The 13,146-nt window shown below is 69.5% G+C and carries 12 protein-coding genes and 1 pseudogene; 8 read left to right on the top strand and 5 right to left on the bottom strand.

The annotated features are described in order from the left end of the window. Window positions 1–10: 10 nt before the first annotated feature. The 5 genes from ACXKR8_RS22160 to ACXKR8_RS22140 all read left to right on the top strand — a co-directional run bounded on the left by ACXKR8_RS22160 (window position 11) and on the right by ACXKR8_RS22140 (window position 6,033). Window positions 11–802: a TetR/AcrR family transcriptional regulator gene (locus ACXKR8_RS22160; RefSeq protein ID WP_458274617.1), complete on the top strand. Its 792-nt coding sequence runs from the start codon at window positions 11–13 to the stop codon at window positions 800–802. 41 nt (window positions 803–843) lie between these two features. Then, window positions 844–1,530, top strand: a complete 687-nt coding sequence (locus tag ACXKR8_RS22155) for a hypothetical protein (protein WP_458274616.1) — start codon at window positions 844–846, stop codon at window positions 1,528–1,530. Between the two features lie 1,216 nt (window positions 1,531–2,746). Then, window positions 2,747–3,172, top strand: coding sequence for a hypothetical protein (locus ACXKR8_RS22150; RefSeq protein WP_462100637.1), 426 nt, complete (start codon window positions 2,747–2,749; stop codon window positions 3,170–3,172). A 47-nt stretch (window positions 3,173–3,219) separates the two neighbouring features. Further along, window positions 3,220–3,558 (top strand): trypco2 family protein, encoded by a 339-nt coding sequence (locus ACXKR8_RS22145; protein WP_458274613.1) that lies wholly within the window; start codon window positions 3,220–3,222, stop codon window positions 3,556–3,558. 99 nt (window positions 3,559–3,657) lie between these two features. Next, on the top strand, window positions 3,658–6,033 hold the full coding sequence (locus ACXKR8_RS22140; RefSeq protein ID WP_462100636.1) for a hypothetical protein: 2,376 nt from the start codon (window positions 3,658–3,660) through the stop codon (window positions 6,031–6,033). A gap of 79 nt (window positions 6,034–6,112) precedes the next feature. Here the strand turns inward: ACXKR8_RS22140 and ACXKR8_RS22135 are convergent, their stop codons facing one another. Together ACXKR8_RS22135 and ACXKR8_RS22130 are read right to left on the bottom strand one after the other, a co-directional pair. Continuing rightward, window positions 6,113–7,429, bottom strand: coding sequence for a CBS domain-containing protein (locus tag ACXKR8_RS22135; RefSeq protein WP_462100635.1), 1,317 nt, complete (start codon window positions 7,427–7,429; stop codon window positions 6,113–6,115). A 343-nt stretch (window positions 7,430–7,772) separates the two neighbouring features. Continuing rightward, the gene (locus ACXKR8_RS22130; protein WP_462100634.1) at window positions 7,773–8,081 is read right to left on the bottom strand and encodes a hypothetical protein; all 309 of its coding nucleotides are present in this window, start codon (window positions 8,079–8,081) and stop codon (window positions 7,773–7,775) included. A 136-nt stretch (window positions 8,082–8,217) separates the two neighbouring features. On the opposite strand from ACXKR8_RS22130, the gene ACXKR8_RS22125 reads away from it, so the two are divergent. Together ACXKR8_RS22125 and ACXKR8_RS22120 are read left to right on the top strand one after the other, a co-directional pair. Next, complete coding sequence (locus ACXKR8_RS22125) at window positions 8,218–8,394, top strand: hypothetical protein (RefSeq protein ID WP_458274609.1); 177 nt, start codon at window positions 8,218–8,220, stop codon at window positions 8,392–8,394. A 400-nt stretch (window positions 8,395–8,794) separates the two neighbouring features. Next, window positions 8,795–10,195, top strand: a complete 1,401-nt coding sequence (locus ACXKR8_RS22120; RefSeq protein ID WP_458266600.1) for an IS1380 family transposase — start codon at window positions 8,795–8,797, stop codon at window positions 10,193–10,195. A gap of 200 nt (window positions 10,196–10,395) precedes the next feature. Here ACXKR8_RS22120 and ACXKR8_RS22115 read toward each other — a convergent pair. Continuing rightward, a pseudogene (locus ACXKR8_RS22115) lies at window positions 10,396–10,743 on the bottom strand (OB-fold protein); the annotation flags it as partial. Window positions 10,744–10,860: 117 nt separating this feature from the next. Then, complete coding sequence (locus tag ACXKR8_RS22110) at window positions 10,861–11,763, bottom strand: alpha/beta hydrolase (protein ID WP_458274608.1); 903 nt, start codon at window positions 11,761–11,763, stop codon at window positions 10,861–10,863. 80 nt (window positions 11,764–11,843) lie between these two features. Between ACXKR8_RS22110 and ACXKR8_RS22105 the strand changes: the two genes are divergently transcribed. After that, window positions 11,844–12,296 carry a MarR family winged helix-turn-helix transcriptional regulator gene (locus tag ACXKR8_RS22105; RefSeq protein ID WP_458274607.1) on the top strand — a complete coding sequence of 151 codons (453 nt, stop codon included), beginning with the start codon at window positions 11,844–11,846 and terminating at the stop codon, window positions 12,294–12,296. Here ACXKR8_RS22105 and ACXKR8_RS22100 read toward each other — a convergent pair. Continuing rightward, window positions 12,293–13,141 carry an AfsA-related hotdog domain-containing protein gene (locus tag ACXKR8_RS22100; RefSeq protein ID WP_458274606.1) on the bottom strand — a complete coding sequence of 283 codons (849 nt, stop codon included), beginning with the start codon at window positions 13,139–13,141 and terminating at the stop codon, window positions 12,293–12,295. The two genes, ACXKR8_RS22105 and ACXKR8_RS22100, sit on opposite strands and share 4 nt — an antisense overlap. Between the last annotated feature and the right edge of the window lie 5 nt (window positions 13,142–13,146).

Genomic DNA, 13,146 nt, shown 5'->3' with positions numbered 1-13,146 from the left:
CCTGAGGAGGGTGAACGACGCTGTGCCCACGCCGCCGACCGAGACCCCCGCCCCCGAGCTGCTCCCCAAGGGGGAGCGGACCAGAGCGCTGATCCTGGAGACCGCCATGCGGTTGTTCGAGGAGCGCGGGTACGACAAGACCACCATGCGGGCCATCGCGGCCGAAGCGGGCGTCTCGGTCGGAAATGCCTACCACTACTACGAGGGCAAGGAATTCCTGATCCAGGGGTTCTACGACCGGATGACGCACGAGCACGCGGCCGAGGCCCGGGCCCGGATGGTGGGGAAGACGGACTTCGCGGAGCGGCTGCAGGTCGCTCTGGACTCCTGGGTGGACTGCGCGGCCGACTACCACGAGTTCGCGGCGCAGTTCTTCCGGACCGCGGCGGACCCGAACAGTGCGCTGAGCCCGTTCTCCAACGAGTCCCACCCGGCCCGGGAGACGGCGGTGCAGATCTTCCGCGAGGTCATCGACGGCTCGGACCTCGGCCCGAAGCTGGACCCGGAGCTGGAGGAACTGCTGCCGGACCTGCTCTGGCTGCACCTGATGGTGATCGTCCTGTACTGGGTCTTCGACCGCACCGAGGACACCGAGCGGACCCGGGCCTTCGTCAAGCGCTGCGCCCCGTTCGTCGCCAAGATGGTCGCCCTCTCCCGGTACCGGGTCTTCCGCCCGCTGGTCCGCGACGCGGTCGACATGATCCAGGAGTTCGTCCTGCCCACCATCGGCAGTAGCACCACGCTGGCGAAGCCCGCCGGCACCGCCGCCACCACCAAACGCAAACGGCGCAAGGACGGCTGACACGTCGTCACCCCTGCGCCGACATCGGCCCAGGGGGACCCATGGAACTGCCGAACACTGTCAACTCCAGCCTGCGGCACGTGAAGCGGGGTGACGCCCGCGAACGGGAACTGCTGGGGCTGGCGCCGTGGGCGCTGCTGGTGGTCGTCCTGGGTGCCGTGGTGTGTTCGCCCGTGCTGTACGTGTTGTTCCTGTACCTCCTGCTCCTGGATGCCTGGCTGCAGACCCGGCCGGCCTTTTTCGTCCTGGTCGTGGTGGCGTCCGTGCTGTTCGGGCTCTCGGTGATCGGCGTGTGCCACCAGCGCGGGGAGCGGGCCCGCGCCGGGATGGTGGCCCTGGCCCGTGCGGCCAGTTGGTGGCAGCTGCTGCTCCTGCCGGTGCTGCTGTTCGGCCTCGCGCGGTTCCTCGGCGGCGATGCGTCGCTCCTCTTCGGCTGGGTGCCGCTCGCCCTGCTCCTCCAGCCGCTGGGCACCCTGCTGCTGCGCCGCACCCGGTTCCTGATGACCGGGGCCGCCCTCAAGGCCGTCGTCCTGGTTCCCCCGTCACTGGCGCTGCTTCTCGCCACTCCCATGGCCCTCGGCCCGTACAACTCCTGGGACGACCGGCCCGGTGCCGTCTTCCTCCACCTGGTCGGCGTCAACGGCATCGTCCTGGCCGCCGCCATCGCCGTCGCCGCCTACCTCGCGCACCGATCGGACCCGCCAGGCACCGAGGTGAGCGGGCGATGAGCGCGGTCACGAGGCGTGCCCGGCGTCGCGCCGACGGGGCAGGTCGGGTACGGGTCGGCCTGGCGGCCCAGGTGGCCGCCGCCGACTGGCCGGGTTCCTGTCGACCCTGGCCCGTACCTGGTTAAGCGAGCACCCCGGCATCGACTGCGACCTGCTCAAGGCGGTCGACTGGCCGGGAGGCGAGCAGAACCCGTTGGAGGCCGGCCCCTAAGGGGTCCGCGCCACCGTCTTCTTCCAGGACAGCACCATCGACGGGGTCCAGGACGCGGTCGTCACCGTTGCCCCACCCTCCACCGGCTCCTGCGCCCGCCTCTCGGTCGTCGTGGACGACGACATCTTCGACCCCTCCCCGGACCGGCACGGCGAGGCCGTGACCGTGCCGGTCAGCCGGTGCACCCCGGTCGGGCCGAACGCGTGGAAGGTGAGCGGCACATGAACGAAACGGAGCTCTTCGGTGTCCCTGTCACGGCGCGGATCCTCGCCGGGCTGGCATTGGCCACGGCGGTGGGCACGGCTGTTGATCGTCGCCTAGGCCCTGGCGGCCAAAGGACGGCTGGTCGGCGACCTCTGTGCGTGTGGCCGTCACCGATGCCGACGTGGGAACGCAGTCGCAGGTCGGCCCTGTCGGTTCTCATTCTCCGTGTTGCCGCAGCCAGCCCATCACCGATCGACGCAGCGAATATGGCGACGCATGCTTGGTGGGAGTTGGACGAATTGATGATGAATCGCCAATCGGTCTTCCCGTCAGGGATCATCCCTCTGCTGGATGGATATTTCGGCGGTTGGCTTCCAGGTGGAAATTTTCGACTCGAATATCCATGCCGGGCTGTGGGAGTGCTGATGAGCCATACGTACGCTCTGGAAGCCTTGCAGTGCCGACCCGCTACGAGATCCTAAGTCAAGGATCTCGGCTAAGCCAGCCTCCGTTTTGCATTCTCTGAGGGCCGCATGCGTGGGCCGCGTAGTGGCGAGTCCTGCTTTGTGTGCCTTGCGCGGATCGCTGTCAGTGTCATGACCCAGTGAACGGTCGGCTCGGTGCGGGAGCGCTCTACCTCGCCCCTATATCGCAGCGCATTCGATGCATCCGGAGTTTCGCTCAGCGACGGTACGCGGCGCGATCTGGAGCCCAGGGCGCGCGGCGGTCCCGAGGAGGTCGACGACGATCCGCACAGCCCCCTCACGGAACTCCGCGTCGAACTTCCGCCTCTTCTCCGCCATGACTCCCAGCTTCCCCTCCAACCATGGTCTCTACGCTACGAGGGGAGGCACAGTCATCCATGGGCTCGAACCAGCACTGGACCGGCTACGGCCGGAGGCGGAAATCGTCATCGAGGTGACCCCGCGCTCGCTGGCCAAACAGGGCCGCTCGGTGGACGACGTCCTGGAGCCGCTGCTCCGGCGCGGATTCCACCTCCACCACCTGACCAACGACTACGCGCCCGACAGCTACCCCGCCGCCCTGCGCCGATCCGCGGGGCCGATGCGCTGGGACCGCCCCATCACCGAGATGAGGAACCTTATCCTGTCGCGCACCGACGCCCCTGACCTGTCAGCAGCGCTGCCGGAGCAATCGTCTGGATCACGAACCTGCTGGAGGATGCATCGAATTTCCGGCTTCACACGTGGCAAGCCCATGCAGTAGGCAAACTGACGGAACGTCGTCAAGCGAGCATGGGGATGGTGCGGAAGATGGATCTTGAGCCGACGGAGTTGGCGCAGGCTGTTGCTGCGATCCGGCAGGGACTGCTGCAAGCACAGCGTGAGGGCTCGGGTTCACAGATTCCGCTGGTCGTCCGGGAGGTGGTGCTGGAGATGGACATCGAGTTGCGGCACACGGTCTCGGGCGGCGGCGGGATCAAGGCGTATGTGGTGAACGTGGAAGGCAAGGGGGAGCGGGCCCAGACGCGCGGGCACCGGCTGACGGTGCGGTTGGGAGCGGAGGACCTGCAGGGGCGTGACGCCCGAGTGGGCGACCATAGGCCGGGGTTGTCGCCGTTGCCCAGTGCGCGCCCGGGTTTGCAGGGCTGAGGGCGCACGGCCGTGGGGGGATCTGCGGGACAGCGTGCGGTCGAGGTCTTCAACCCGGGAGCGCAGACGTTCGGCTCGGGGTCGGTGGTGGCACCCGGGTTGGTGCTGACGGCGTATCACGTGGCGTGCTTCGGGCGCTCGGAGGAGGGCATTGTGGTGCGCACGCTGGACGGCGGGGTGCTGGTGGACGCAGCAGTGGTGTGGGCGGACGCATCCCTGGACGCGGTGCTGCTCTGGTGCGATCCGGACCTGGTGGGACCGGACCTCTCGCCGGTGCGGTGGGGGCGGATGGTCTGCGATACCGCTTGGGCTCGTCCGGTGTGTACCGTGACGGGATTCCCGCGCGCGATGCTCATGTCCGATCCCGAGTACGAGGGCATGCAGGACCCGAAGTCCGTCGACGGGCGGATCAAGCCCAGCAGCGAACTGCGGTCGGGGCTGTACTCGCTCGAGGTGGGCGATGCCTCGCCGGGTGGGGTCGAGGGATGGGCGGGCATCTCCGGGGCAGCGGTGTTCTGCGGTCCGATGGTGATCGGATTCGCCGTGATCGCAGCAGCCGGATGGAACGGGGGGATGCTGCGTGTCGTGCCGGCGTACCGACTGCTGGCGGAGCCGGACTTCGCTGAAGCGGTGCGCGAGTACAGCGGCCTCCCCGCCCAGGTGCGGCCTGCAGATCTCGACACGCTGCTGGTGGACGAGCCGGACCCCCGCCTGTCCTGCTCCTACCTCCTGGACCCCCAGGCACAGGTGGTGCCCTACCAGGAGGAGGGCGGAGCGCTGGACCAGCTGGAGGACTGGTGCCTCGGTCCGGCGCCGGTCGACCTCGCCGTGGTCACCGGTTCCGGTGGCACCGGCAAGAACCGACTGGCCACCGAGCTGGCCCGGCATCTGGCTGGCAAGGGTGACTATGACGGCCTGCCGTGGGTGGCCGGCTTCCTTGCCGCGAAGCCCCGCCGAACAAGACCCGGCCAGCGGATTCTGGGCGACTGCTCCCACCCGCTCCTGCTCGTGGTCGACTACGCCGAGGCACGCGCCGAGCAGTTGGAGGGGCTCCTGGATGTGCTGGCCGCGCCTCGGCAGGGTGCGAAGGTGCGGGTCCTTCTGCTTGCCCGCGGGAACGCCCGCAAGTGGGAGGAACTGATCGCGAAGTGGTGGGATCGGGTGGGCACCGCAACCCACCTGCCCGGCTTCGGCCCGTCAGTCCACCTTGAAGCCGAGGACGCCTTGCCGGACGGCCAGGTTGTTGCTGCTGCCCAGGCACGTGACGCCTTCACCGACCGGCTCCACCTGCTCGCCGACCTCGGCCTCGGACAGCTGCCGAACGACCCGCCCGCAGCACCAGGTCGCCACTACAGCCCCGAGACCGTGGGAGGGACCACCACGGTCATGGCGGTCCACGTTGCGGCCTTGGCGCAGGTCCTGGTCGAGCATTACCCCGACCTGGCCCGCCTGGACGACCCTGTGAAAGTTCTGGTGCGCCGCGAAGAGGTGTACTGGGAGATGGTCGCCGACACCCACCTGTCCGAGGACGAGTTCGACATCGAGTTGATACGCGCGATGGTTGCCGCGCAGAGCCTGGCCGGCGCGACATCGCGAGGCGAGGCCCGTTGCGTGGTCGATACCTGCATCCGCGCCCACTACGAGGGTACTGACGCACCGCTGCCGTCGGCGGCGCAGCGCAAACGGTGGGAGCAGGCTCTGGCTGAGCTGTATCCCCCGCTGGACGGAGCTCGGTGGGGGGACATCGGGCCCATGATCCTTAGCCGGGAGGTAGTCGCCGCCGCTGACCTGGACAACGACATGCTGCTGCCCAGCCTGCTGGTCGAGCCCGACCTGGCACCGCGTCAACGCGAACGGACCCTGCTCTTCGTCGCCGCTGCTGGCGAGAGCCACCCTGCCCTTGTGGAACGAACTGCGTCCGTCGTACTGGCCGACCCCGCCCTGCTGGCCCTGGCCACCGGGCAGGTCAACGCAGCACTCGATGACGACCGGGCGGTGAGATTCCTGGGGCAGTTGGAGAAAGCCGCAGGAGCCCTGACGGACCTGCCCGCCGAGGCGCACAGAGTCCTCGGCCACGCTCTACGCGCGCGGGTTGCGGCCCGGGCCGCAGACGGGCTGCGCGAGCGCCCGCACAGGACACCCGCCGCAGCCGTGGTGCCGGCACAGCCTACGGATGCCCCGTCGCAGGTGCCCGTGCAGGGCTGGCAGGACTCGTTGCTTGATCTTGTGACCCGAATCCGGGTGGCCGCCGTCACCCTGGTCTCGGCCGCCGTGGCGGCCGCTGCCCCGCTGTGGGGTGAGGAGAGCAGGCAACGGCTGCGGGACTTTCTTCTCCGTGCCCAGACCGTAGCGGTCCATGTCCGAACCGAGGGAGCCCGCGCGCTGCGGCGCGCCCAGCAGCGCTGGACCCAGTGGCGACTACGGCGGCGCTCGCGCGTACGGCCGCCCAAGACCGCACGCGGTCGCCACCGATAGACCCGACGACATGGCCCGCCGGCGACCCGGCGGGCCACCCCCGAGTAGACCAGCGCCGTGGCCGGCCAGTCAGGAGGCCTCAGGGCTGCGGGTCATAGTCCAAGAGTTTCAGCAACTTCAGAAGGCGCTTGGTGGCAGCGAGCGGCTCGGTCTTCTGCTCAGGGGCGTCCACGTCCCAATGCGCGAGCTCGTTGCGGTAGTTCTTGACCACGGTGACGCGGTCGACCATTTCCTGCTGGTCGTAGGGCCAGTCCAGATCCGCCCAGCAGGCGGTGTCGGCCAGCAGGGTGGGGTACTGCCCGAGGGTGAGTTCCTCGTTCCGGCTGAGCTTCTTCCTACGGATCCCGGACGCTTCGGGCAGGTGATCGGGCTCGATGCTGCGGGTCAGCCGGCGCAGTCGGCGTTCTGCCTCACCGAGCAGGATGAACGGCTCGACGCGGAGCCTGAGCTGCTCGGCGAGGTCGGAAGCGGTCAGGATGCCGATGACGAGGTTGTACCTGTCCGTGACGATCAGGAATCCGTGCTGCCGGATGTCGCCGATGCGGACCAGGAGCTCTTCCTGTTCATGGGCGGTGTGCGGGTGGGGGTCGATGGCGGCCGCGACGGTGGGCTCGCGCTTTGCCAGTTGGGCGCGGGCAATGCTCTCCCAGGTGATGACCCCGCGCAGCACATTGTTGTGGTTGACGACCGGGAGCTGGGAGAAATCGTTCTCGACCATGCAGCTCAGAGCGGCGCTCAGCGGCGCGTCGTAGCTGACGGTGGACACGTTCCGAACGATGGGGAGCAGGCTGCCGATGCGCCAATGGCGCCCCAGGTCCACCCCGGCCCCATTGCTGCCGGACTGATCCGTGTCCTGCGCTGCAGGGGTACCGGCCGGAGTCTGGGTGGCGTCCGTGGCTGAGACGGTGACCAGGCCGTCGAGTGGGACCTCGGTGAAATGCGGGGTGCTGCGCAGACCGCGGTCGGCCAGTTCGGCGTCGACGATGTCGATGACGTCGCTGGTGCGGCGCTGCCAGCCCCACAGGCCGATCAGTGCGCGGGCGGTGAGCTGCCGAGTGCCCGCCTGTTCGACCTCCTGTGCCAGGGCATCGGCATCGGCTGGCGGTTCGATGTCGCCGTCGTAGCCTGGGTCGATGCCCGTCCTCGCCAGCTCCTGGACCCTTAGCGCGGCATTGCGCCTGCTCAGTTCACTGACGGTCAAGAAGGCGCCCATGCTGTCGCGCAGGTCCCCGGCGATCGCGGAGCGCATGACGTCCTTGCGTCGCCAGCTCACGGGTCGCATGTGGCGAAGACCCGGCTCTGCGTCGGCTCGGTACTCGTAGGGGCCGGTCAGCTCGCCGACTGCGACGAAAGGCTGGAACTTGCGCGGCATGACGACGTAGTCGCCGGCGCTCATCCCCTCCTTGAACCGCCACAACTGGTGCTTCCAGTTGTTGAGGGTGGGGGCGGCCACGTCGGGGTAGGTGGCGTTGAGCACACCTGTGAGCTCCTCGATCGATCGGCAGGTGCTGAGATCCGTCTCGATCTCCTCCCAACCGGCGGCGACCAGGTTCTCGTCGAGGGCATGTTGCTCCCGCTCTCCTTCGGAGCCAGCCCGCACTACCCATGCCCGTGTCACAGACTCCCCCGTCCCTTGACCAACCACGGTCCGACCAGGCTCCGTGAATGGGCATGACTTTACCTGTCGGCACCGCATCGGGCAGGGGTCCACGCTGCCCGATGCGGAGCCGAGACTGACGTCAGCGTTCGGATCGGCGATCCTTGTCCGAGGAGGCGCTCTGCTCCGCGCCCGCGGGCGTACCCGGCGCGGGGATCTTCCAGTGGACGTGTTCGGTGGGCCACAGGACGACCCCGAGTGCGCCTTCCAGGTCGATCAGGGTGAGCATGTCCGGCCACACCTCGCCCCGGAGCACGTTGGTGATCGCCTGGCGATTGACGCACGCATGCTTTTCAATCGCACAGAATACCTTCGCATCACCCCACCCGAGACCGACGCCGGACGGCGTCTCCTCGGATTCCGGCACCGCAGGCAGGTGGATTTCACACACGATTGCACACACATCCCAGTGCGTTGAGCCCGTTCTCCAACGAGTCGCACCCGGCGCGGGATGGGTCTTCGACCGCACCGAGGACACCGAGCGCACCCAGGCCTTCGTCAAGCGCTGCGCCCCGTTCGTCGCCAAGATGGTCGCCCTCTCCCGCTACCGGGTCTTCCGCCCGCTGGTCCGCGACGCGGTCGACATGATCCAGGAATTCGTCCTGCCCACCATCGGCAAGGCCACACCCACCAAGGCGACCGCAGCGGTCGCGCCCGAGAGCACGACCTGGACGACCAAGCGCAAGCGGCGGAACGAAGCCTGATCCACGGGCTCGCTCCGCGCCGATGCGTCGGCCTACGAAGCCGATTTCGGCCAGGACGCCAAGGGCCTCGTCATCGTGGTCACCATCGGGGACCCGGACGCCGGCGTTGCCTGCACCTACCGCGAGGCAACGGCGAAGTGACGCCGGGGACGGCTGCGGCGGTCGCCCTCGGCACGCTGCCCCTGGCCGTAGCCATCACCGCGGCAGTCTTCCACGCCCGCAGCGGCACCGCAGTCGGCGGTGGGCGAACGAAAGGGGAAATGGCCCGCGGGGACTCAACCCGAATCCACCGATGAATGACCTGTCCGAGGCCTGGACATAACGACGCGGATGCCCTCTGACCTGGGACGATGGGACTTCCTACAGAACCAAGTCGCCAGAACGAGAGAACATCCGCGAGATGCAATCCTGCCATGCCGCCACAGCGGTTTCCGCCGTCTTCGACGAGCCGAACCTGATCGCCGATGCCGGGCTGCTGTCGCTGGTCCGGCTGGCCGAGCGGGCCGGCCTGCGGCAACTGGCCGCGTCCGCGCTCCGCATCGAGGGCGCCGACAACAGCGGCGGAGCCAACCCGGCCGCCAAAGTGATGTCGCTGATCAGCGCGATGTGCGCGGGCGCGGACAGCATCGACGACGCGGCGCGGCTGCGGCACGGCGCGATGGACCGCGCCTTCACCTCGGTCCGCGCGCCCTCCACCCTGGGCACCTTCCTGCGCTCCTTCACCCACGGCCACAACCGCCAGCTCCACCGCGTTCACCGCGACTTCCTGGCCCGACTGGCCCGCAGCACCCCACTGCTGCCCGGCGCCGACACACTGATGTTCATCGACATCGACCCCACCCACCGCCGCGTGTACGGCCACGCCAAGCAGGGCGCGCAGGTCGGCCGCCTCAAGGGCCAGCGCACCCTGCACCCGATCCTGGCCACCCTGTCCACCCCGATCGCCCGGCCCGTGATCGGCGCGGTCCGCCTGCGCCGCGGCAAGGCCGCCGACGTCCGCGGAGCCGAGAGCTTCGTGAGCGAGGCCCTGGCCATAGCGAAGGAGACCGGCGGCACCGGGATCCGCCTGGTCCGCGCGGACAGCAAGTTCTACACCGCCGACGTGGTCGCCGCCTGCCGCCGGGCCGGCGCCCGATTCTCCCTGACCACCGGCATGAACCCCTCCATCGCGGGCGCGATCTCCCGCATCCCGCAGGAGTCCTGGACGGCGATCCGCTACCCGGACGCCTTCGTCGACCCCGACACCGGCGAGATGGTCTCCGACGCCGAGGTCGCCGAGATCCCCTACACCGCCTTCACCGGCCGAAGGAAGTCCGAGCACGTCACCGCCCGGCTGATCGTGCGCCGGGTCCGCCGATTGAACGCCGAAGTGGCCCAGGGTCAGGGCGAGTTGTTCACCGCCTGGCGTTACCACCCCGTCTTCACCGACAGCTCCTTCGCGGTGCTGCAGGCGGAACTGCACCACCGGCAGCACGCCGTGGTGGAGCAGGTGATCGCGGACGGGAAGTCCGGGCCTCTGGCCCACCTGCCGTCCGGGAACTTCCAGGCCAACGCCGCGTGGCTGACCCTGTGGGCGATGTCGCACAACCTGCTGCGGGCCGCCGGTGCGCTGACCTCGGTCTTCCACGCCAAGGCCACCACAGCGACCCTGCGCGCCCACCTGGTCCACGTCCCGGCCCGGCTCGCGCGCACCGCGCGCACCAAATTGACGGTGCATCTGCCCGAGCACTGGCCCTGGCGCGACGCCTTCACCGCCCTGTTCGAGGCCGTCCACTCCCCACCGCCGCGCCCGGCGGCCTGACCGCCACAAGATCCCGCACCGCGACGGCCCGACGGCCACCGGCGACAGCGCCACCAACCGCTCCCGACCCCGCACAACCCCTCGGACAGGCCGCGACCCGCGCACGGCGGCTACCGCACACCCTCAACCTGTTGCCCCCAGCGGCCGACCGTCCACGGGCAGGAGAGCAACCCCGAAATGATCAGCCGGTGGATTCGGGCTCAAGGGGTGAGGATTTCGCACTCCTTGATGACCAGCACTGTTCCGTCCTCGCTGAAGACCCGACATTCTCCCCTGACGGTGACGGTGACGCCCAGGGGGACGCTTCGCACAATCCGGAATGATTCCTTGATCCGCTGGTCGAACGGCAGCACGAAGATGGCCAGGTAGGTGCCTCCGGGGACGTCTGACACCTCCACCACCGGCGTACCGTACTGGCTTTTGCCCGTTCGGACCGAGATTCCCTCGAGAGTGAGGTATTTCCCGTAGTAGGCACGCTCAGCGGCGGCGCGGTCCGCGGTGAATTCGTTGTGGAGGTCCCGAATTTTCATTGGTTGCCGCCTTCTCTGGTGTCGCTTGGTCCAGGTGAATGGGTGGGCGCGGTGGTTCCGGCCGTCAGTGCAGGTGCTGAGCCTGGCATGGCCGGGCGTTGTGGCGCTCGGTGTCGCGCAGTGTCGAGGAACTGTTCAGGCGGTGCGGGCCAGTGCGGCGGTGATGAAGCCGGCGGCGCGGGACAGGGCCGCGCCGGCCTCGTCCAGCAGGCCCTCGAAGCCCTGGAAGACATGGGGGACGTCGGCGGTGACGTCGAGCTGGACGTCCACCCCGGCCGCGGCCGCCCGGACCGCCAGCCGGGTGGAGTCGTCCAGCAGGACCTCGTTGGAGCCGGCCTGGAGCAGCAGCGGGGGCAGCCCGGTCAGGTCGGCGTGCAGGGCCGGGCTCAGCAGCGGCTGTTCGGGGTCCTGTCCGGCCAGGTAGTGGCCGAAGACGGCGGTCAGTTCGGCGTGGTTCAGGATCGGGTCGGCGTCGTGTTTGGTGGTCATGCTCTCGCCCGAGCGGGTGGTGTCCAGGGCGGCGGAGAAGGTGACCGCGGCGGCCGGCAACGGCAGTCCGGCCTCGCGGGCGGTGAGCAGGGTGGTGATGCTGATGCCGCCGCCGGCCGACTCCCCGGCCAGGACGATCTGCTCGGCCGGGACGCCCTGGTCCAGCAGGTCGCGGTAGGCGGCGAGGCCGTCCTCGACGGCAGCGGGGAAGGGGTCCTCCGGGGCGAGCCGGTAGTCCACCGAGATGGCGCGGACGCCGGTGCGGCGCACCAGCGCGGCGGTGAGCCGCAGGCCCGTGGCGGGTGAGCCGAAGACCCAGCATCCGCCGTGGAAGAAGAGGATCGTCCCGGTGGCGGGGCCGCCCTCGGGCTCGACGGTCAGGGCGGGACGCCCGCCGAGGACGGAGGGGGTGACCGTCACCCCGGTCGGAGCCGGGCCCGAGGTCATCCGGATCTCGAAGTCCTTGCGCAGTTGCTCCGGCGGGCGGGTGTGGTCGAACGGGGCCTGCCGCATCAGGGCGTCCACTGTCGCGCGTTGTGCCTTGCTCATGCGATCCTCCAGGTGACGCGTAGTTCTTCACTAGGAACTATATTCCTAGGAATAACATTCCCGCGAATCTGGAGCAGAGTGTGACCGACCTCACGCAGGTGTTCATGGACCTCATCCGCTACGAGACCAGGCTCTACAACGCGCTGGGCGAACGACTGCGCGCCGAGCACGGTCTGACGCTGGGCCAGTACGAGTTCCTGCGCATCATCGACACCCGGGACGACTGCCGGGTCAACGACCTGGCCGAGGAGGCCGCGATCACGGTCGGGGCGACCAGCAAGGGGGTGGACCGCCTGGAGGCCGCAGGATGGGTGGTCCGGCGCCCCAACCCCAGCAACCGCCGCTCGTCCCTGCTGGAGCTGACCCCCGACGGCAGCCGACTGCTGACCGCCGCCACGCCCACGTTCGAGGACGGGCTGCGCTGCTGGCTCGCCGATCCGTTGACGGCCGACTCGCTGGAGCGGCTGGCGTCCACCCTCGCCCTGCTGCGCGGGACGCTGGAGGACGCCTCGACGGGAACGCCCGTCGGCTAGGAGCGCGATGGCTCGGGGCCGGAACGCGGGCCGGAATGCGGGCCGGAATACGGGCCGGACCGCGGGCCGGAACTCGCGCGCACAGCGAGCGGCCGGGCCGCCGGCAGAGCGGCGATGGCCGCCTCCGCGGTCCTGCGCTCCATCGGACGGAACCGTTCCGACGGGTGCACCGAGGCGGTCACCGTCGAGGTGGCGGCCTCCCGGCCGCCCTGCACGAACCGGGTCTCCAGGTCGAGCCGCATCCGGTTCACGTCGGCGGTGTCCGAGCGGTGCGCGGTCATCTGCATCCGCAGGGGGAGCGGGAACACCGGCCGGTGGAACCGGGTGTCGAGCTTGGTCAGCAGGAACGAGAAGGTCCAGTCGGGCCACGGGCGCAGGTATTCGAGCTCGCACACCGCCAGGAGCAGCTGGCGTGCGGCCTCGACCAGGACCATGCCCTGCAGGTGCGGGCCGGACTGGTGGTCCAGGACCAGCTCGTTGTCGTTGTGGAGGCGCAGCGAGGCCTCGAACGTGTGCGCGCCGTCGTGGACGAGGTCGGCGAGCAGGACGTTGCGGGCGTCGCGCTTGTGCACGGCGTCCGGCGGAACCGGAGCCGGCAGGTCGCGCGGGTCCAGGAGCAGCCGGTCGCCCAGGCCGCGGCGCTCGACGGCCTCGCCGACGGTGGCGACCGCGGCCTCGTCCAGGCCCTGCCCGAGGTGGATCTGGATCGGCTCGGCGAGGCCGTCCCAGGCGCCGTGGCCCACGGCCTCGGCGAGGCCGTGGGCGCTCGTCCCGAGCCCGGCGGCGATGAAGTACTCGAAGCGGTCCCCGACCAGGACGATCGGTGTGCTGGCGGATGACGGCATCCCAC

This window comes from Streptacidiphilus sp. PAMC 29251 (assembly GCF_054208735.2).
Note: the sequence above shows the minus strand (reverse complement) of the source record. Positions and strands in the feature narration are given on the sequence as shown.